Source organism: Viridibacillus soli (assembly GCF_016612995.1).
GTDB classification, from domain to species: domain Bacteria; phylum Bacillota; class Bacilli; order Bacillales_A; family Planococcaceae; genus Viridibacillus; species Viridibacillus soli.
This window is the reverse complement of sequence record NZ_JAEOAH010000059.1, coordinates 1-20063: the sequence shown is the minus strand read 5'-3', so window position 1 is coordinate 20063 and position 20063 is coordinate 1. Positions and strand designations below refer to the sequence as shown.

The following is a 20063-nucleotide window of genomic DNA, read 5'->3' as shown; positions in this document are numbered from 1 at the left end:
TTACTATTAAAGTGGTAGGTTGATTTCCGCTACGGGATGATCGCTTTCCGCGGGCAAGCACCGAGCCGCTTCCTACGCTACAATCAACTAAAAAATGTAGTAACATAAATTAATATCGAACATAAAAAAACATTTTAACGGTAAATAACAACCTAATATTTCCTTTGTTAGGTACTTCAAGTTATTATTTCGAGGATGATTTTTAAATTAATATTAAGTTGCGCCTTTCCAATAGTAATAGTCGCAGCTTTATACATATTATAAAATAAACAGGTAAAATTATTGGCTATATGCAAATCTATTCGTTATTTGGCAGCTTATGTGCGCATTGAGCAAACATTAAAATTAATGATTAAAGCAGAAAGGTCGTTCCTTTTACGAAAATGATCGAGATTGCAAAAAAAGAATAATGAGGTTGTTATAAAATATGAACCAATGTGCGAGAATTTGCAGAGCTACATAATGCCATTGTGCATCATAGTACGTCTACGGCTTATGTAATTGAGGAGCCGCATTTTAATACTGTCGAACTCATAGAGAAAATTGACAGTAAACCTGCCAAGCAAGTTATAAGCGGCCATAAGTTTACACAATTCCCTGTGTATGAAGAAAGTCAGTTTAAAAGACTAATTACGACAGTGGTTATTACAAATTGGATTGCTAGCACAATGACACAAGGTGATATTACCCGGGAAATTCCGATTTTATATGATATTTTACAACATGAAAAGAACAATTAGCCGTACAACTTCTATTTAGGCAGTATTACACTATTTGATTTGATGCAAATTGAATAATAAGTTACTTCAATTTACTGAGTGAATGCAAGTTTAAGCGAGAGCTTTTCATCTATGCAGTTTTTTATAAATCCTTATCCCTCACAGTAATATATAATGAACCATTTGGTTGTAGTTGAGCATAATATACGTCTTGAACAGATTCTATCTCTTTTTTACGAAGTTTACGCATAAGCCATTCCTCCGATAGGTTCAGTTCCTCCATCGTGTTCCAAACGATTGCTCCATCTGCAATCACTTCCATTGGCATATGTGGCGGAATTGAAACATCTGCCTTCACATCTTGCTTTGTCGCTCCTTGCTCGGCAGGTTTCTTCAAAACGCTCAACTTTCCATTTGTCTCCAAAATGGCGTACTGTACATCTTGAATGGAAAAGATAGATTGTTCACGTAGCATTATAATTAAATCATCCATATGCAAGCGTGACGATTTTAATGCCTGCACAGATAGTTCTCCATTTTTTATAATTACAGTTGATGAATCATTAATGAGTACACGCATTTTCGGAGATTTGAGTGCAACGAAACTCATAAAAATCGTCAAGACAGTCCACCATACAAGAGAAACCAGCCCGTCGATAAAGGGTGTCTCGTGCTGCGCAGCAATCTCCGCTGCGGTAGAACCAATTGTAATCCCTGTAATGTAATGGAAAAATGTTAACTGACCCAATTGTTTTTTTCCGAGCCAACGTGCTAACAAAAGCAAAACAAGGAATGCTGCCGTCGTCCTCATGATCATTTCCCAAAAGTTAATTTCGAAAATTTTATCCATGCAAATCAAACTCCTTTTCATAACATATCCGTTAGTATTTCCTCAAAAATTAGAGATATTCTTAAATTTCATTAAAATCCGTGCTTAATTATTGTTATAATAATTAAAATAATTATTTCGTAAACAGAAGGAAGTGTGACTAACGAAGATGACGACAATAAATAAGACGCATGCATTAGGAAATCCGGTGTATCCAATAATGTTTGCCATAGGTCTTTGCCATTTATTCAACGACACTTTACAAGCTGTTATTCCAGCAATGCTTCCTATACTAAAAAGTGAGCGTGGTTTAACATTTACTCAACTTGGACTTATTTCATTTGCTTTAAATATGGTGGCCTCAGTATTACAACCAGTTGTCGGCTTTTTTAGTGACAAAAAGCAAAAACCATATGCATTACCACTTGGTATGACGAGTTCATTTATTGGTATGGCAGGTTTAGCATTTGCTACAGACTATTGGATGATTTTAATATCAGTCATGTTTTTAGGGCTTGGATCGGCAGTTTTTCATCCTGAAGGTTCACGTGTTTCCTTTATGGCGGCAGGTTCAAAACGAGGGTTATCACAGTCGATTTATCAAGTTGGAGGTAACTCAGGACAAGCATTAGCACCGTTAATCAGCGCTTTTATTCTAGTACCATTCGGTCAAAAAGGGGCAGCATGGTTTTTAATCGTAGCAGCTATCGCTATTATCGTTTTGTCGAAAATTTCAGCTTGGTATAAAAAACAGCTAGAAGAAGAACGGTTATCTAAAACGAAAAAAGTAATTATTTCTTCATTGCCAAAAATGACGAAAAAGCAAGTTGGAGTTGCGCTTGGTTTATTAATGACAGTTATTTTCGTTCGTTCATTTTATGTTACGAATATTACCAGTTTCTATATTTTTCACTTGATGGACAAGTATGATTTAACGATTCAAAAGGGACAGTTATTTATTTTCATTTTCCTAGCAGTAGGAGCGGTGGGGACGTTCTTCGGAGGACCGATGGCAGATCGGGTAGGGCGTAAAAATGTTATTCTATTGTCGGTGCTCGTACCAATGCCACTTGCTTTACTATTGCCGTATGTTCCTTTATGGGCGGTTGTTGCAGTACTTGGGTTAATCGGTTTTTTCATTATGCTCAGTTTTTCTGTGACGGTTGTTTATGCACAGGAGCTAGTGCCGAGTAAAATCGGTACTATGGCAGGTTTAACGGTTGGATTAGCCTTTGGGATGGGTGCAATTGGAGCTGTTGTCATTGGTATTATGATGGACCACTATGGTATTTTTACAACAATGATTGTTGTTTCAGTACTACCGCTACTTGCTCTAGTATCCTTTGCATTACCAACAGATCGTAAGTGGAAATTGAGGGCTTAAGTTTGTTTTTAAGTAAAAAGCTGTCTAAATGGTCAATGAAATGACCATTTAGACAGCTTTTTTATTGGCAAGATTTTCTAGGTATTTTAGCTGGTTCGGTTACGAGATTTTCGGAAATATGCACTTCATGCATTTTGTTGTCGTGCATAAATTTGAAAATACCATTGTCAAAATCAGTGCAAATTTCTTTAAAGAAAATACCCTCGTAGCAAATCTTTTTAGGGCATGTGAAGCTGACTTTATAATCTTCACCGTCTTCTAATAAATATGCTCGAACACCTTTTTCGAACATTGCATCTTCTTCGTCACGGACATGACGCTCTACAGAAACAACATGCAGATCGACGAAAGAAATTGTTTTAAGAAGCAAGTTCATAAATGACCCCTTCGTAATTTCCTCCCAACGACTTTGAGCAGTTTGTCCAATAATTACTTGTGTAATATTGTATTGATGTGCGACTTCTGCAATAACATTTTGAATTGGCTTTCTTTCGTTATCGCGAATGATAAATTCCTCTACCTCAAGCTCCTCAGCAAGCTGCTGCCACTGGTTGAGATATTCAACCTTCTCAGCATCGAAACTATCGAATGGTAGCGGATCAACCGTTAAAATATAAAGCGGACAATCGAGCATTTTAGCAATTTTATGTCCTCTGCGAATTAATCTTTCTCCATTTTGTCCATAGTAGGCACATACTAAAATACTTTCATCCATACGCCCTCTTAAATGTTTCACGGCAGTTCCCACCTCGTTTTATTATTATGGTTCTTTATATAAAAATGTCTTCTATTTATACGGTGATTTGTAGAAAAACGTTAAATGGCAGGCTGTGACAGTGCAATAATTGAGTGAATATTGTATAATTTACAGTGAATCTTTGATTAACCTAGCTTATTCAATGTAACCATAATGAATACTTCACCAATCATATGAGATTCATCCGTTGCTTACCACTTTTAGAAATACCTCATTATCTTCAAAAAAATCACGAATCAATACCTACGTGTATCCGTATGGATTCCTATTATGATGGCACGTCCATTTATAGTCAAGTTTTCAATTTAGGAGAACATTCATAACTAAAGAACATCTCATTCGTATTAGGAGGTTTAATCTATTGACAATTAATTTAGCAATCGTCATTCCATTTATAATGGCAGCAATCATTCCTTTCATCTATAGGCGCTTTCCTAAAATACATATAGGCTGGATTGTATTACTTGTGCCTATAACTTTATTTGTAATGTTATTAAGATTAGTACCATCAGTGGCGAAAGGGGATACGTATTCTCATACGTATAACTGGATTCCTTCCTTAGATATTAACTTTACGACATATTTAGATGGGCTAAGCATGATTTTCGGGCTTCTCATCACTGGCGTAGGTAGCTTAGTTATTTTGTATTCCATTTTCTATTTATCTGCTAAAGAATCCCTTCAACATTTTTACTGCTATTTACTCCTATTCATGGGCGCTATGCTTGGCGTCGTATTTTCCGATAATTTAATGGTGTTGTACGCTTTTTGGGAATTGACAAGTGTCTCTTCATTCCTGTTAATTGCGTTTTGGCATCATCGTAAAGCTTCGCGTGCAGGTGCACAAAAGGCGATGCTCATTACAGTTACTGGCGGCGTTTCGATGCTCGTTGGTTTTATTATGCTGCATATGATGACGGGCTCATATAGTGTGCACGAAATAATTCATAATGTAAGCCAATATACGGATCATCAGCTGTTTATTCCTGCGATGGTGTTAATTTTATTTGGTGCGTTTACGAAATCTGCACAATTCCCATTCCATATTTGGTTGCCGGATGCGATGGAGGCACCAACACCGGTTAGTGCATATTTACATTCAGCGACGATGGTGAAGGCTGGAATCTATTTAGTTGCTCGTTTGACGCCGGTTTTCGGTGGCGATGCGGTATGGTTCTGGCTTGTAACGGCAGTTGGTCTTATAACACTGTTTTGGGGCTCGTTTAATGCGGTGAAGCAAACAGATTTAAAAGCTTTGCTCGCATTTTCAACGGTCAGTCAGTTGGGGCTTATTATGAGTTTGTTTGGTATGGGATCAGTTGCCTTTAAGCTTGGCTATTCAGATTCGACCATTATTTATACACAGGCCACCTTTGCAGCACTATTCCACTTAGTGAATCACTCTACGTTTAAAGGTGCATTATTTATGATGGTTGGAATTGTCGATCATGAGCTTGGTACACGTGATGTGCGGCGGCTCGGTGGCTTGATGTCGCTTATGCCACTGACATTTACAGTTGCTGTTATTGGTAGTTTATCGATGGCGGGAATGCCACCATTTAATGGCTTCTTAAGTAAAGAAATGTTCTTTGCGGCTGCAGTTCATATGCGAGATCTCGATATCTTTTCATTGAGTAGTGTAGGGGTATTATTCCCTGTTGTAGCATGGATCGCGAGTATTTTCACTTTTGTTTATTGCATGATTATAATCTTCCAAGCTTTCTTTGGTAAACCTTATGAGCATAGTGATGGTAGATCTATTCATGAGGCACCGATTGGTATGCTTATTTCTCCGCTTATTTTATGTGTGTTTGTCGTAGGTATATTCGTATTTCCAAATGTTCTTGGACAATATATTTTGAAACCTGCAATGACTAGTATTTACCCTGGATTTGCTCCAGCGGATGTATTGGCGCCTAAAATTTATGCTTGGCATGGTATTAATACGGAATTGCTAATGACAATCGGCGTCGTTATTGTTGGGTTATTATTATATAGAAAATTAAAAACATGGAAGCCTGTATATCGTTTATTCCCATATCGATTTTCATTTAATGAGCTGTTCAAGAGCTTATTAGAGGGACTTGAAAGTGGTTCAAATAAGATGACAGCTGGGTATATGACGGGCTCGTTAAGAAGTTATGTACTTTATATATATGTATTTTTCATCATAGCTGTTGGCGGTTTCTTTTTCATGAGTGGTGGCTTTGCGTATAGTAGTGCAAATGATGCGCCGGTTGAAATATATGAGCTGATGTTAATAATTGTGATGTTGTTAGCTGGAGTATCAATGCTTTTTGTGAAGTCGCGTTTGACGGCGATTTTATTGAATGGGGTTATTGGTTTTGGCGTTTCCATTTTCTTTGTTATTTTCAGGGCGCCTGATCTAGCTTTGACACAGCTTGTTGTAGAGTCTGTGACGACCGTTTTATTCTTGCTTTGCTTTTATTTTTTACCGGAATGGAAACGCGAAGATTCATCGAAGTCAGTGAAGATTAGCAATGCTGTAGTTGCAGGGGCAGTAGGCGCACTTGTTGTTGTTATGTCATTCGCGGTCATGTATTATGACGAATTTGATTCGATTTCGGCCTATTTTGAAAATGCCTATGAGCTAGCTGGAGGAGCTAATATCGTTAATACGATTTTAGGTGATTTCCGTGGCTTTGATACGATGCTTGAAGTGGTTGTTCTCTTTATCGCTGGTTTAGGGGTGTATACGCTCATCAAGCTGAAGGTGAGAAAGGGGGACACAGACGTTGAAGATTAATGATGTGATTTTGCGGACGGTAACAAAAATTGTCATCTTTATCATTTTAACGTTGTCAGTTTATCTGTTTTTCGCTGGGCATTATTCACCAGGTGGAGGATTTATCGGCGGGCTTGTGCTCGCTTCTGCTGTTGTATTAATGTACTTAACATCTGATATTGAAACCGTTCATAAAGGAATGCCATTTGACTTTAAATTAGTTGCGGCGCTTGGTGTTTTAATAGCAACTGGGACGGGCTTTGCTTCTGTTATTTTTGGCAAAGATTTCATGACGCAAGCTGCTATGAAATTGAATTTACCGATTTTTGGTGAAACGGAATTAGCATCTGTTGTGTTATTTGAAGCAGGAGTTGCATTGACTGTTGTTGGTGTCGTTGTGACAATTATTTTAAGTATAAGTGAGGATGAGTAGACGATGGAAACATTAATGATTTTATTAATCGGCGTGCTGATCGCGGTCGCTACGTATTTAATCCTCTCGAAAAATTTAATCCGAGTGATTTTAGGGACTGCTGTATTATCGCATGCTGTACATTTATTAATTTTAACAATTGCTGGTGTAAAGAAGGGCAATGTACCGTTACTGAAAGAAGCTGATGCTCCGTATACAGATGCATTACCACAGGCGTTAATATTGACTGCGATTGTTATTAGTTTTGCTGTGACAGCTTTTGTCTTAGTACTTGCTTATCGCACATATCAATCCAATGGAATAGATGATTTGGACGGATTGCGAGGGCCTGAGAATGAATAATATTGTTGTATTACCGTTGATTTTACCGATTATGCTTGGTGTTTTGCTCGTGTTTTTACGACCGTATGTGAAGACGCAACGTGTCATCAGTCTATTGACGATGGCAGCAATTGCTGTTGTTAGTATGATTATGCTTGGAAGAATCCAAGAGGATGGTATTATGCGAATCGATTTCGGTGGTTGGAAGCCTCCGTTTGGCATTTTGTTTGTGGCTGACTCATTTGCAGTACTACTTGTATTGACAACGAGCATTGTGACCGCAATTTGTTTACTCTATGCGTTTTCATCTATCGGCGAGAAGCGTGAGAATATGTTCTTTTATCCATTTGTACTATTGCTAGTAGCAGGTGTAAATGGTTCGTTTTTGACGGGGGATATTTTTAACTTATTTGTTTGTTTTGAAGTGATGTTGTTGGCTTCTTATGTGCTTATTACGCTTGGTGGGGAGAAGGCGCAGCTACGTGAGTCGTTGAAGTATGTACTGATAAATGTGTTAGCTTCGTGGTTCTTCTTAGTGGCGCTGGCGTATTTATATGGCACTTTAGGGACTTTGAATATGGCGCATTTAGCGGAGAGAGTTGCTGAAGCTGGACAAGATCCAATTTTGACTACGATTGCTTTGCTATTTTTAGTCGTCTTCGCTTTGAAAGCGGGTCTACTTCTTTTCTTCTGGTTACCAGGTTCATATAGCGTACCACCGACTGTTGTAGCTGCCTTGTTTGGCGCACTTTTGACAAAGGTTGGTATTTACGCTTTGTTCCGTATGTTTACGCTTATTTTCATACATCAGCCGGAAGTGACGCATTTACTCATTAATGGTATGGCAGGTGTGACGATTTTTGCTGGATGTCTAGGGGCGCTAGCGTATAAAGATGTACGCCAAATTGTTGCATACAATGTTGTTATTGCGGTCGGCTTTGTGCTAATTGGTCTGGGTGTATCGACGGAAGCGGCACTCCAAGGAGCTATTTATTATTTAATGCACGATATGATTGCAAAAGCGATGTTGTTTTTACTAGCGGGTACGATGATTTATTTAACAGGTGAAAAGCGCTTTGATAAGATGAGCGGTTTGATAAGAAATTATCCTATGTTTGGTTGGATGTTCTTTATTGTAATGGTGTCACTGGCGGGGATTCCACCGCTTAGTGGATTTGTCGGCAAAGTGCTTATTGGACAAGGACTGATTGAAACGAGTTCTTATGTACTATTGGCACTGGCATTTATTTCGAGTGTGGTTGTGTTGTATTCACTATTACGTATTTTCTTAAATGCTATCTTTGGTGAAACAATTATTAGTATTGAGGATGAAAAGCCATTGCCAAAGGGGATGCTTGCCCCGATTGTATTGTTTGCTATTTGTACGATTGCACTTGGATTTGGAGCAGAGGGTTTGTCTAGTTATGTAAGTGACGCAGCGAACACTTTAGCAAATCCATCAATATATATTGATGCGGTGCTCAGTGGAAAATAAGAAGAAAAGAGGTGAGACGTGATGCCTGCGCAATTATTACTGAATATATTTATCGCAGTGTTATGGATGTTATTGAAAGACGAAGATGCACCGCATTTTTCGACATTTATGACGGGGTTTGTTGTTGGAATTGGGATATTATATTTAATGCATCGTTTTTTTGGAACCCAATTTTACTTAAAACGTTTGTTTGCTCTATTGAAACTGCTGTTTCTTTTTGTATGGGAATTGCTGTTGTCTAGTGTACTTATGCTGAAGCAGATTTGCAGTCCGAAGTTGAAAATAAAGCCCGGAATTTTCACATATAAAACTGTTTTGAATGGGGACTTGGAAATTACGACTCTTTCGCTCTTATTGACGCTGACACCAGGCTCGGTTGTGATGGAGGTATCGCCAGAAGGAGATCTATTCTACATTCATGCAATGGACCTAGAGAAGTCGAAGGCAGATGTACTGCGTTCTATTGAGAACTTTGAGAAAGCAATTATGGAGGTGACACGTTAATGACGGAGACAATTTTACAGATTTCACTGATTTTATTTGCGTTGGCCATTATGGTCGCATTTTACCGAGTATTACGTGGCCCTTCAATGCCAGATCGCGTTGTAGGACTTGATATGATTGGTGTTAACTTGCTGTCAATGATTGCGATTATTTCGATTGTACTAAAAACGAAGGCGTTTCTAGAAGTTATTTTGATTTTGGGAATTCTGTCGTTCATCGGGACGATTGCATTTTCAAAGTATCTGGAGAGGGGCGTTATCGTTGAGCGTAAATCCAATCATTGAGTGGGCAGGGGTGTTGTTGATTTTCTTCGGTAGCTTGATGAGCGTGATTAGTGCATTCGGTTTGCTGCGCTTGCCAGATGTCTATACTCGCTCGCATGCTGCAACGAAAAGCTCGACATTGGCTGTACTACTATCTCTTCTAGGTGCTTTTTTATATTTTTGGGCCCATGACGGTTATATAAGCGTACGTTTAATTCTTGGGATTGTATTTGTGTTTTTGACCGCTCCTGTGGCAGGCCATTTAATCACTCGTGCTGCTTATCGTTCAGGCGTTGAGTTGTCGGAGTCTTCGGATGATGATGAGCTTGATGAGGTTTTATTTCCTGAAGGAAGAAACGGGGCAAGGTCAAAAGTTGGTGAAAATTAGTTTTTACTATCTATTATTAGGCTAAAATCTAATTCTGCAAGTATATTTAGTTTGAAAAATGAATTTTGAGCTGTTGGATGAAAAATACTCTTTTCGCATCTATGTTACGCTGTGCGAAAGGGGTGTTTTTTTGATTTGTAAAACGCGCACAGATGGGTTGCAAATAGCTGGGTTACAGGCACTTTATGAGAGATTAGATGCTGGGCATTTAAAGAAGGATGTAGTACTTTCAAAATGGCAATCCGCAAAATTTGGAGTAATCGGAGAAGAGCGTATAACTGAACTTTTTTATACCTATCATTTCCCGTTTAACTATCGAATCTTACATGATGTGAGTTTGTCATCCAGTGGTAAATTTCAAGTGGATACGTTAATGTTGACGCCTTATTTTGCTGTAATTTTGGAGAGTAAAAATATTAGTGGTGTACTACGTTTTGAGACGAAGCCAGATCGCCTTGTTCGTACGCTTAAAAATGGACAACTAGATGTTTTTGAAAATCCTGCTGTGCAGGTGGAGCGCAATATGTATTTGCTAGAAGATTGGTTATTAGCACGGGGTTTGGATGTGCCTGTATTTGGTGCCATCGTTTTGACCGGTAACTATCAGCAAGTCGAGCTTGCACCAGAGTATGTACCAGTGATTTTTACCAAAACAATTCCGGTATTTTTACGAAAGTTAGATCGTCAGCGAAGCTATTTGAGTTTAGATCAACTGGACTGGCTTGTACAGGAGCTAATCGCAAGTCACCGCGCATTCATGCCATTTCCAATGTGTACGAGATGGGGAATTGATATTACAGAGTTGCGGAGCGGTGTGAAATGTACGGAATGCGGCCGCTTTGGCATGGAGCGCATAAAAAGGACGTGGGAATGCCCGATTTGCAAACATAGAGACGCAAAGGCGCATGAACACACAATTCGAGATTGGTTTATGCTAGTAAGCAAAACGATAACTAACAAGGAATGTAGACAATTCCTGCACATCGATCACCATCAAACAGCATCCCGTATATTGAACTGCATGGAGCTAATTGTAAAAGGTGTAGGGAAGGGAACGACCTATGAAATGAAGTTTTGAGGCTATGTGGACAGAAAAGCTCCTATATGGACATAAAGAAATCTATGTGGACAGAAAAAGCTTCTATATGGACAAACCCTCTCTACCAAATCGTGTAGAAAGGGTTTTTCTTTAAGGCGTTTTTCATTCATCCTCATGACGTAGCATCCTGTAACCGACACGTATATGTGTCTGGATATACTCTGGATTCGCTGGATTTTCTTCAATTTTCTTGCGTAAAGTGGCCATAAACACTCGTAAGCTTGGTACATCCGACTGTAATGCTTGCTGCCAGACTTCCTTCAAAAGGAAATTATGCGTCAACACTTTTCCAACATGCTTTGCGAGTACGACTAATAACTTATACTCAATCGGTGTTAGATGTACTTCTTCTCCACGAATATGTACAGTGTTCGCAAGATAATCAATTTTTAAATCTCCGTTGACAAATATAGGCTGGTCTTTATCCAAAGGGCTATCATTTGAAATTCTTCTAAACGCTACACGAATCCTTGCTAGTAGTTCGTCCACGCTGAACGGCTTAGTGACGTAATCATCTGCCCCAGCATCAAGAGCGAGGATTTTATCATGCTCCTCCCCACGTGCACTTACGACGATAATTGGCGTTTGTGACCAGCTACGAATTTTATTTATTACATCAACGCCGTCCATGTCAGGCAGTCCAAGGTCTAGAATAATCACATCTGGTTGCATCGACAGCAGCTTTTGCAACGCGGATTTACCATCCAACGCAATCTCGTATTCGTAATACTGTGTACTCAATGCCATTTTGAACAAATTTCCTATAGCTACATCGTCTTCTATAACAAGAATTCGCTTATTCATCGACATCGACAACTCCTTTTTTAAGTACAAAACTGAAAATACAACCTGTAGGGTCATGATCTGCCACGGTCAATTCACTTCCATGCACTTTTAAGATGGTTTGGCACAATGCTAAGCCGAGACCTAATCCCCGTCTGCTGTCACTACGATAAATTTTTCCTGTTGTAAAAGGTTCAAACAGTCTTAATTTCAGAGTATCATCAATGCCTGGTCCATTATCGATAATGCTTACTTGCACATGGTCTCCAATTTCCTTTGCGGTTAGAATAATCTCGCTTCCTGCCGGTGTGTATGTCAGAGCATTATCGATAATATTGATAATCACCTGGATGATTAACCGTGCATCCATCTCTGCGAATAACAAGTCTGGTTCAACGTGACAATGAATATGATGCGTGTTTTCATTGCGCGCCACATGCATTAGCGCCTCTTGTAAAATATCTTCTATCAGTTCCGGTTGCATCTCAATTGCAAGTTGCCCATCATCGAGCTTCGAAACGGCGAGTAAATTTTCTACCATTTGTACAAGCCATTTAGAGTTGCTATAAATATCGTGATACAGTTGTTTTTTTTGTGTTTCATCGATTCGTTCGCCTCTAGTCAGCAACATATCAGCGTTGCCTGAAATACTTGTAAGTGGTGTCCTTAAATCATGTGATATTGCCCGTAAAAAGTTTGCTCGCATTTGTTCGATCTCAGCTTCTCGTGTGACTTTCTCATTGGATTTCTGCAAGTACCATTTATCAAGTGCAAACGAAAATTCATTCATAATGGCATGAAGGATATTCCGTTCAAAGGCAGGTAGTGGTGTTTCTTTCGATAACAAGATACCAACAACGCCTTTAACATTATCGTCAGAGAGGAATGGTAAATAGTACGCTTTTGCTCCCGGAAATGTATCAGTCGATACGCCAGCCGATTGCTTATTACTTGCAACCCATGTTACGACAGCACGTTCATTCGCATTGTCAAATAAAGCTGCCATCTCTTTATTTTTCGAATTAGTTATTACATCTGTTGGAAAAAATAACGTGTTCACAATCAGTTGATCACCCATTTCAAAAAAAATAGCTGGTTTTTCAACAAGCTTGACGATTTGTGACATGCCCTCTGTAATGATTTCTTCAAACGACTTCGCATGTTGCAATTTACGGTTAGTCTCAAGCAACACTTCCATTCGGTACGACTTACGCACCGCTCCGATAGCCTGTTCTTTTACTTTCTTTGTCAAACTGCTTGTTATTATCCCAGAAATGAACATGATTAAAAACGTCATTGGGTAGTCTCTATTGTACGCTTCAAATGAAAGCCGTGGTTCAGTGAATATAAAGTTGAAAATGAGCACCGCCACCAGCGAACTGATGATGCTAAACACCCAACCTGTTGACCACATAGCAAGCACTAACACGCCTAAAATATAAATCGTTATGATATTTGCTTCGCTCATTCCAATTGTTGAAAAAAACAGTCCAATTAACGATGCCAAGCCAAATACAATGAACATTTTTAGCAAGTCCATCCAATCGAATTTTAGTTGGTCCCGTATTTCTGGAATGCGTATCGCTTCGTTTTCTTGATCAGGAACAATATACATAGCCAAGTTCGGTACGAAGTCGTTGAGACGGTCACCGATTTTGGAATTAGGTCTCCACCATTGTTTTTTCGTAGAGGTCCTCCCAATAACGAGCTTTGTTACACCACTCATTTGCGCATAATTAGCAAGCGCTGCTGCCACGTCTTCTTCTTGTACAGTCACTACATGACCGCCTAGCTGCTCCGTAAGTTTGATGTGCTGTTGTAATCTCTCTGAATTTGCCTCGCTTTCATCATTCATTTTTTTCCTTTGTACATAAAGTGCCGTAAATTTACCGTGTAGGGCTTGTGCAAGTCGCGCTGCTGTCCGTATTACTTTCGCATTCGTCGGCGAGCTGCTAATGCCTACCAATATATGGTCCTCAACTTGCGCTTTAGAGTAAAGTGGATCGTCCTCGTCCATCTTCTGATGATCAATTGTATCTGCTGTACGACGAAGTGCAATTTCACGGAGCGCTACTAAGTTTGATCTTCGGAAAAAATGGTGCATTGCTTTTTCAGCCTGCTCAGAGTGATAAATTTTCCCTTCTTTTAAACGTTGTATCAAATCATCTGGTGCAATATCGACGAGCTTAATTTGTGCCGCATTATCAATCAGATAATCTGGAATACGTTCGTGTACTTTTACATCAGTAATTTCCTCCACCAAATCGTGGAGACTTTCAATATGTTGGATGTTGACGGTCGTGTAGACGTGGATACCTTTCGCAAGTAATTCCTGAACATCCCCAAATCGTTTCAAATGGCGCATTGTAGGTACATTTGTATGCGCTAGTTCATCGATTAGTACAAGATCAGGCTTACGTTCAAGCACTGCATCTATATCAAGCTCTTCAAATGTTTTTCCTTTATATATTATTTTTTTAGTAGAGATCAGTTCAAGACCTTCAAGTAAGGCCGCTGTTTCGGGTCGGGCATGTGGTTCAACATAGCCGACGACTACATCCATACCAAGCTTTTTTACTTGATGTGCCGCGTCAAGCATTGAATACGTTTTACCTACTCCAGCCGCATATCCAAGAAATACCTTTAGCTTGCCTACTTCTGCTTTTTTTTCCTGTTGTTTAATCTTTGCTAAAATCGCTTCAGGACTAGGACGCTTGTCTTCCATCAACTCTCACCTCGCTCTTATTATAGCTCCAACTCCCATTAAGGTGGCGTAAAGATTGAATCTTTATGCCATTTTAATACAAATCGCTCTTTTTCTAACACTACGTTAATTTTTACTACATTATGATGAAATCAAACAACCGACAGGAAGGATGATTGACTTGATGGATGTATACATGATCATTGTACTGATCATAAGTTTCGTTAGTCTTTATGGTTTGACGGCCTGGTGTGACAAGCTAGTAAACAAGTAAGGGGGTATAGATATGTGGTTAGTAGTAGGTGTCATTATTTTGTCGTTGTTTGGTTACTTAGGTTACGCATTACTGTATCCGGAAAAATTTTAATCTACCTTTAGGAGGAAATAAATATGTGGCAAATCGCCTTAGTGCTAGTCATTTATTTACCACTAGTAATTGCAGCAGGGCATTATTTATATCATGTGACTATGCAGCAGAAGACATGGCTTGATCCGATAATGAATCGAGTAGATAACTTTATCTACAAGTTTAGCGGCATCAAGCAAGTCGATATGACTGGTAAACAATATATAATGGCACTAATTTTATCAAATGCTATTATGGTCTTCATTGGCTACTTCATATTGCGCATTCAATCGATGCTGTTTTTTAATCCGAATGGTATCGATAATATGGAAGCAACGTTGTCATTCAATACGATTATTTCTTTTATGACAAATACAAATTTACAGCACTATAGTGGTGAATCAGGACTAAGTTATTTGGCTCAGATGCTTGTCATCACATTCATGATGTTCACGTCTGCTGCGACAGGTTATGCGGCATGCATGGCATTCTGTCGTCGCTTGGTGGCTAAGTCTGATAAAATAGGGAATTTCTTTGTGGACTTGGTACGCGTGATAACACGCATATTAATACCTATTTCCTTTATCGTTGCATTGATTTTAGTATCCCAAGGTTCGCCACAAACCTTAAGAGCGAATGAAACTGTACAGACAATAGAAGGCAAGATGCAGGATATAGCGCTTGGACCTGTTGCGTCTCTAGAATCGATTAAGCATATCGGTACAAACGGTGGCGGTTACTACGGTGCAAATTCAACTACCCCGTTCGAAAATCCAACAGTTATTTCAAACATCGTGGAAATGTTATCTATGATGCTGTTGCCTGGCGCTTGTGTTGTGGCATTCGGTTTAATGGTTGTAAACCGTCGTCAGAAAGCAATTTTTGGCAAACAAGGACTGGTTATTTTTGCAGCAATGGGTATTCTGTTCGCCATTGGCTTGGCTGCTTGTTATACGGCGGAAAGTGCAGGTAACCCAATTATCGACGAGCTTGGCATTACGCAAGACCTTGGTAGTATGGAAGGGAAGGAAATGCGCTTTGGAGTCGCACAGTCTGTGTTATTCACAGTCGCGACAACAGCCTTTACGACTGGCTCTGTAAATAATATGCATGATACCTTAACGCCTCTTGGTGGCATGGTGCCGATGTTTAATATGATGCTAAATGTTGTGTTCGGGGGCAAGGGTGTCGGTTTAATGAATATGATGATGTATGTCATGCTGACTATTTTTATTTCATGTTTAATGATCGGACGTACTCCGCAATTTTTGGGTAAAAAAATTGAAGAAAAAGAAATGAAATTAATTGCGCTTTGCATTTTAATCCATCCAGCGATTATATTGCTATTCTCGGCTCTTGCTGTAACGACAACAGCAGGGATAGCAGGAATAACAAACCCAGGTGCACATGGTTTATCGCAAGTTCTTTATGAATATGCCTCTTCTTCAGCAAACAATGGTTCTGGTTTTGAAGGGTTAGCCGATAATTCAACTTTTTGGAATATGACGACGGGTCTAGCGATGTTCTTTGGGCGCTATCTATCTATTATTATTCAACTAGCCATTGCATCACTATTAGCAAATAAATTATGGCATAGCGATTCGGTGGGGACATTAAAAACAGATAATGCAATGTTCACATTCCTGCTTATCGCAATTGTACTGATGATTGGTGCTTTGACATTCTTGCCCGCATTAGCACTCGGTCCAATTACAGAACATTTACAAATACGTTCTTGATGAGGAGAGACGAAAATGGAGACAGTATCAAAAAAGAGTTTTATAACTCGTGATATTATGAAAAGTTCTATTTTAGGGGCTTTTAAGAAATTAAATCCCTTATATATGATAAAAAACCCTGTTATGTTCGTAGTTGAAGTCGGATTTCTATTTGTCCTTTTGTTAACTATCTTCCCGAATCTGATGGGTGATGTAACAGAAGGACCTGCCCGCCTCTATAATGCGATCGTTGCTATAATCTTATTCGTTACAATCCTATTCGCGAATTTCGCTGAATCTATTGCGGAGGGACGTGGTAAAGCGCAAGTCCAAACGCTAAAGAAAACAAAAACAGTAACAGAGGCGTGTGTTTTACTTGCTGATGGGGCGAAGGTCATAAAACAAGCACATGAACTAAAAAAAGGAGAAGTTGTCTTAGTTCATGCTGGTGAAATCATACCGAACGATGGCGAAGTGATAGAAGGAATTGCTACTGTCGATGAATCGGCCATCACTGGTGAATCAGCCCCTGTTGTGAAAGAACGTGGCGGTGATTTTTCATCTGTTACAGGTGGAACGACTGTGACGAGTGACTGGTTGAAAATCGAAATCACCTCACTGCCTGGCGAGTCGTTCTTAGATAAAATGATTGCGCTTATTGAAGGTGCGAGTCGCAAAAAAACACCAAATGAAATTGCATTGAACACGCTATTAGTCAGTTTAACTATTATCTTTTTACTAGTTGTCGTTACTCTATATCCAATGACTACTTACCTGGATGTACATATTCCAATTGCGACACTAATTGCGTTGGTAGTTTGTTTAATTCCAACGACAATCGGAGGACTATTATCGGCGATTGGCATAGCAGGGATGGACCGTGTAACACAGTTCAACGTTATTGCTATGTCGGGAAAAGCTGTAGAATCATGTGGTGATGTGGATACATTGATTTTGGATAAAACAGGAACTATCACTTATGGTAACCGTTTTGCTTCCGAATTTTTACCTGTAAAAGGCATTGATAAAAAAGAACTAATACGAGCTGCATGGTTAAGCTCATTGACAGATGACACACCTGAAGGGAAATCTATTTTATCACTCGCATGCAAATTGGACGTCGATCAAGCAGATGAAAAAATGATTATAGAAACGAGTGAGCATATAGTATTTTCAGCGTATACCCGCATGAGTGGGCTTGATATGCAAGACGGAACTAAAATACGTAAAGGTGCTTATGATTCGATAAAAAATAGGAGTACAAATGCTGGTTATGTTGTACCAAAAGACTTGGAAAGCCTTGTTCATCATGTATCATCACTGGGTGGTACACCGTTAGTAGTAATGAAAAATGATAAGATTCTTGGCGTCATTTATCTAAAAGATATCGTAAAATCCGGTTTGAAAGAGCGTTTTGAAAAGCTCCGCTCAATGGGGATTAAAACAATAATGTGTACGGGAGACAACCCACTCACAGCCGCAACAATAGCAAAAGAAGCTGGTGTTGACAGCTTTATCGCCGAAAGCAAGCCCGAAGATAAAATCAAGGTCATTAAAGATGAGCAAGACAAAGGGAAGATTGTGGCAATGACAGGTGATGGTACAAATGATGCCCCTGCACTGGCGCAGGCGAATGTTGGATTGGCAATGAACTCTGGGACGAACGCGGCGAAAGAAGCAGCTAATATGGTTGATTTGGACTCCAATCCGACAAAAATTATCGAAGTTGTGGAAATAGGGAAACAATTATTGATGACTCGCGGTGCCTTAACAACATTTAGTATTGCGAATGATGTGGCTAAATACTTCGCGATCATACCGGCTATGCTGATGGTAGCGGTACCGGAAATGAGTGCACTGAATGTCATGCAGTTGAATTCACCAACGAGTGCCATCATTTCAGCGTTGATTTTTAACGCCATAATCATACCATTTTTGATTCCGATTGCTATGAAAGGTGTTAAATACGAGCCGATGAGTGCAGCGAAATTATTAAGAAGGAACTTGCTGGTTTATGGACTTGGCGGTATTATTGCTCCATTTATCGGTATTAAACTTATCGATCTGATTAGCGGACCAATTTTGCACGCAATGGGCCTATAGGGAGGATATTATATGAAGAAATTTTTCGAGAACGCTAAACAAGCGCTGCTGGTCTCTTTGTTCATGCTTGTTTTATGTGGTTTAATCTATCCATTAGCGGTCACTGGAGTGGCCCAAGCGTTATTCAACCACGAGGCAAATGGTAGTTTAATCAATGTGGATGGGGAAATTGTAGGCTCTGAAAAATTGGGGCAGGCTTTCACTGTACCTGAATTTTTCTGGGGGAGAGTATCAGCGGTAAATTACAACGTATATTCGAAAGAAGATATTGTTCCGGATGCAAAGGGTGAAACCGTTTATAACGGCGTCGGTTCCGGTACTTTCAACTATGCTCCGTCCAACCCGGAACTACAAAAAAGAATTGAAAAAGATATAGAGTCATTTTTAAAAGCGAATCCTGGAGTACAGCGTGAACAAATTCCAGCGGATTTAGTCACCGCATCTGGATCTGGTCTTGACCCGCATATTAGCGTAGAGTCCGCGCTTATTCAAATAGCACGCGTAGCACAAGCAAGTGGTCTTTCTGAAAATGAAGTGAAAGAAGTTGTGAAAACTAACACTGTCAGCCGTGAACTCGCTGTATTTGGAGAAGACAAAGTCCACGTCCTAGAAGCAAACTTAGATATATTTAAAAAAATGACGGAAAAATGATTAGGGAAATATAGATTGTGTAATACAGCTTCTTGTAGTGCAAAGATGCAGAAAAGATTGTAAAAATGGAGATTACTACTGTTTTGTTGATAGTTATAAAAAGATTAAATTAGCCATTGAATTCCGATATTCTATCGGAGCACAATGGCTAATTCATTTGTAGCTGATATAGATTTTAAGAGATTGAAACAAATCTGTAGATCTATTTACTTGCTATAATGCAGGGCTTTTTCATATTAAAATAAAGAGGCAGTTGCATAAGACAATTTAAGCAGGTATTTGCAGACTATAAAGAATAAGTATAAAGGTTCGCAAAAGGAGAGATTGGATATGGATATTCAAATTGTTAAAGAAAAAATAAAAGTAGTAACGATTACATTGATGACCAGCTATATAAATATAATTTGGCTCACTTTCCAGTAGATTTAAGAGGTAGGTATCAAGAGATTAGTATCTTTCTTAAAGATGAACATGGCAACATTCGAGGTGGCATTATAAGTCAAGTATGTTGGAATTGGTTAGAAATCCATTCATTAATCGTTGATGAGGAATTACGTGAATATGGGTATGGCACGAAACTCCTATTAGAAATAGAAAAAATCGCAATAGAAACTAATTGTGATTTCATAAAGGTAGATACTCTAAGCTTCCAGGCGTTAGGTTTTTATGAAAAGCACGGTTATGAGGTATTTGGTAGCATTGATAATGTTGGTAGAGACTATCAGCATTACTATTTGAAAAAGGAATTATAAAAAATACAAAAGAGCTGTTATATCGTTTGGTAAAAGTATAAATCACCCCTCCTCACATAAACTCCCCG

General features: G+C 39.1%; 18 protein-coding genes and 1 pseudogene. 15 read left to right on the top strand and 4 right to left on the bottom strand.

Annotated elements, in window-relative coordinates; translation table 11 throughout:
* Positions 1 to 437: 437 nt before the first annotated feature.
* Positions 438 to 740 carry a hypothetical protein gene (locus JFL43_RS21150; protein ID WP_200750580.1) on the top strand — a complete coding sequence of 101 codons (303 nt, stop codon included), beginning with the start codon at positions 438 to 440 and terminating at the stop codon, positions 738 to 740.
* Between the two features lie 121 nt (positions 741 to 861).
* On the opposite strand, the gene JFL43_RS21145 is transcribed toward JFL43_RS21150, so the two are convergent.
* Positions 862 to 1569 carry a YetF domain-containing protein gene (locus JFL43_RS21145; protein ID WP_200750579.1) on the bottom strand — a complete coding sequence of 236 codons (708 nt, stop codon included), beginning with the start codon at positions 1567 to 1569 and terminating at the stop codon, positions 862 to 864.
* A gap of 148 nt (positions 1570 to 1717) precedes the next feature.
* On the opposite strand from JFL43_RS21145, the gene JFL43_RS21140 reads away from it, so the two are divergent.
* The gene (locus JFL43_RS21140; RefSeq protein WP_200750578.1) at positions 1718 to 2932 is read left to right on the top strand and encodes an MFS transporter; all 1215 of its coding nucleotides are present in this window, start codon (positions 1718 to 1720) and stop codon (positions 2930 to 2932) included.
* Positions 2933 to 2993: 61 nt separating this feature from the next.
* Here JFL43_RS21140 and JFL43_RS21135 read toward each other — a convergent pair whose 3' ends face one another.
* Positions 2994 to 3668, bottom strand: a complete 675-nt coding sequence (locus JFL43_RS21135; protein WP_100795173.1) for a histidine kinase — start codon at positions 3666 to 3668, stop codon at positions 2994 to 2996.
* Between the two features lie 382 nt (positions 3669 to 4050).
* Between JFL43_RS21135 and JFL43_RS21130 the strand changes: the two genes are divergently transcribed.
* From JFL43_RS21130 to JFL43_RS21095, 8 genes are all read left to right on the top strand, one after another.
* Positions 4051 to 6456, top strand: coding sequence for a Na+/H+ antiporter subunit A (locus tag JFL43_RS21130; RefSeq protein WP_200750577.1), 2406 nt, complete (start codon positions 4051 to 4053; stop codon positions 6454 to 6456).
* On the top strand, positions 6446 to 6868 hold the full coding sequence (locus JFL43_RS21125) for a Na(+)/H(+) antiporter subunit B (RefSeq protein WP_200750576.1): 423 nt from the start codon (positions 6446 to 6448) through the stop codon (positions 6866 to 6868). The genes JFL43_RS21130 and JFL43_RS21125 overlap by 11 nt, the downstream gene beginning before the upstream one ends.
* 3 nt (positions 6869 to 6871) lie before the next feature.
* A complete protein-coding gene (locus JFL43_RS21120; RefSeq protein WP_100795170.1) occupies positions 6872 to 7210 on the top strand; it encodes a Na(+)/H(+) antiporter subunit C in 339 nt (112 codons plus the stop codon).
* Positions 7203 to 8684: a Na+/H+ antiporter subunit D gene (locus tag JFL43_RS21115; protein ID WP_200750575.1), complete on the top strand. Its 1482-nt coding sequence runs from the start codon at positions 7203 to 7205 to the stop codon at positions 8682 to 8684. The genes JFL43_RS21120 and JFL43_RS21115 overlap by 8 nt, the downstream gene beginning before the upstream one ends.
* A gap of 21 nt (positions 8685 to 8705) precedes the next feature.
* Positions 8706 to 9188: a Na+/H+ antiporter subunit E gene (locus JFL43_RS21110; protein WP_200750574.1), complete on the top strand. Its 483-nt coding sequence runs from the start codon at positions 8706 to 8708 to the stop codon at positions 9186 to 9188.
* A complete protein-coding gene (locus JFL43_RS21105; protein ID WP_100795167.1) occupies positions 9188 to 9472 on the top strand; it encodes a Na(+)/H(+) antiporter subunit F1 in 285 nt (94 codons plus the stop codon). Before JFL43_RS21110 ends, JFL43_RS21105 begins: the two co-directional genes overlap by 1 nt.
* Positions 9450 to 9839, top strand: coding sequence for a Na+/H+ antiporter subunit G (locus JFL43_RS21100; protein ID WP_200750573.1), 390 nt, complete (start codon positions 9450 to 9452; stop codon positions 9837 to 9839). Before JFL43_RS21105 ends, JFL43_RS21100 begins: the two co-directional genes overlap by 23 nt.
* 130 nt (positions 9840 to 9969) lie before the next feature.
* Positions 9970 to 10917 carry a nuclease-related domain-containing protein gene (locus JFL43_RS21095; protein ID WP_200750572.1) on the top strand — a complete coding sequence of 316 codons (948 nt, stop codon included), beginning with the start codon at positions 9970 to 9972 and terminating at the stop codon, positions 10915 to 10917.
* A 123-nt stretch (positions 10918 to 11040) separates the two neighbouring features.
* Here JFL43_RS21095 and JFL43_RS21090 read toward each other — a convergent pair whose 3' ends face one another.
* A complete protein-coding gene (locus tag JFL43_RS21090) occupies positions 11041 to 11742 on the bottom strand; it encodes a response regulator (protein ID WP_407702010.1) in 702 nt (233 codons plus the stop codon).
* Positions 11735 to 14446, bottom strand: coding sequence for a sensor histidine kinase (locus JFL43_RS21085; RefSeq protein WP_200750570.1), 2712 nt, complete (start codon positions 14444 to 14446; stop codon positions 11735 to 11737). The genes JFL43_RS21090 and JFL43_RS21085 overlap by 8 nt, the downstream gene beginning before the upstream one ends.
* A 265-nt stretch (positions 14447 to 14711) precedes the next feature.
* Here JFL43_RS21085 and kdpF point away from each other — a divergent pair, with 265 nt between their 5' ends.
* From kdpF to JFL43_RS21060, 5 genes and pseudogenes are all read left to right on the top strand, one after another.
* Entirely contained in the window at positions 14712 to 14792 is an 81-nt protein-coding gene (gene kdpF, locus JFL43_RS23590; RefSeq protein ID WP_198517952.1) for a K(+)-transporting ATPase subunit F, read from the top strand.
* Between the two features lie 23 nt (positions 14793 to 14815).
* On the top strand, positions 14816 to 16510 hold the full coding sequence (gene kdpA / locus JFL43_RS21075; protein ID WP_200750569.1) for a potassium-transporting ATPase subunit KdpA: 1695 nt from the start codon (positions 14816 to 14818) through the stop codon (positions 16508 to 16510).
* A 15-nt stretch (positions 16511 to 16525) separates the two neighbouring features.
* Positions 16526 to 18592 carry a potassium-transporting ATPase subunit KdpB gene (gene kdpB / locus JFL43_RS21070; protein ID WP_200750568.1) on the top strand — a complete coding sequence of 689 codons (2067 nt, stop codon included), beginning with the start codon at positions 16526 to 16528 and terminating at the stop codon, positions 18590 to 18592.
* Between the two features lie 12 nt (positions 18593 to 18604).
* A complete protein-coding gene (gene kdpC, locus JFL43_RS21065; protein WP_200750567.1) occupies positions 18605 to 19243 on the top strand; it encodes a K(+)-transporting ATPase subunit C in 639 nt (212 codons plus the stop codon).
* 330 nt (positions 19244 to 19573) lie between these two features.
* Positions 19574 to 19995 (top strand): annotated as a pseudogene (locus tag JFL43_RS21060) (GNAT family N-acetyltransferase).
* Positions 19996 to 20063 lie beyond the last annotated feature (68 nt).

Coding starts and splice junctions, on each gene's coding strand:
- JFL43_RS21140 (WP_200750578.1), top strand. CDS start 1,718: ATGACGACAATAAATAAGACGCATGCATTAGGAAATCCGGTGTATCCA.
- JFL43_RS21120 (WP_100795170.1), top strand. CDS start 6,872: ATGGAAACATTAATGATTTTATTAATCGGCGTGCTGATCGCGGTCGCT.
- JFL43_RS21085 (WP_200750570.1), bottom strand. CDS start 14,446: ATGGAAGACAAGCGTCCTAGTCCTGAAGCGATTTTAGCAAAGATTAAA.
- kdpA (WP_200750569.1), top strand. CDS start 14,816: ATGTGGCAAATCGCCTTAGTGCTAGTCATTTATTTACCACTAGTAATT.
- JFL43_RS21105 (WP_100795167.1), top strand. CDS start 9,188: ATGACGGAGACAATTTTACAGATTTCACTGATTTTATTTGCGTTGGCC.
- JFL43_RS21145 (WP_200750579.1), bottom strand. CDS start 1,569: ATGGATAAAATTTTCGAAATTAACTTTTGGGAAATGATCATGAGGACG.
- JFL43_RS21115 (WP_200750575.1), top strand. CDS start 7,203: ATGAATAATATTGTTGTATTACCGTTGATTTTACCGATTATGCTTGGT.
- kdpC (WP_200750567.1), top strand. CDS start 18,605: ATGAAGAAATTTTTCGAGAACGCTAAACAAGCGCTGCTGGTCTCTTTG.
- kdpF (WP_198517952.1), top strand. CDS start 14,712: ATGTGGTTAGTAGTAGGTGTCATTATTTTGTCGTTGTTTGGTTACTTA.
- kdpB (WP_200750568.1), top strand. CDS start 16,526: ATGGAGACAGTATCAAAAAAGAGTTTTATAACTCGTGATATTATGAAA.
- JFL43_RS21110 (WP_200750574.1), top strand. CDS start 8,706: ATGCCTGCGCAATTATTACTGAATATATTTATCGCAGTGTTATGGATG.
- JFL43_RS21090 (WP_407702010.1), bottom strand. CDS start 11,742: ATGAATAAGCGAATTCTTGTTATAGAAGACGATGTAGCTATAGGAAAT.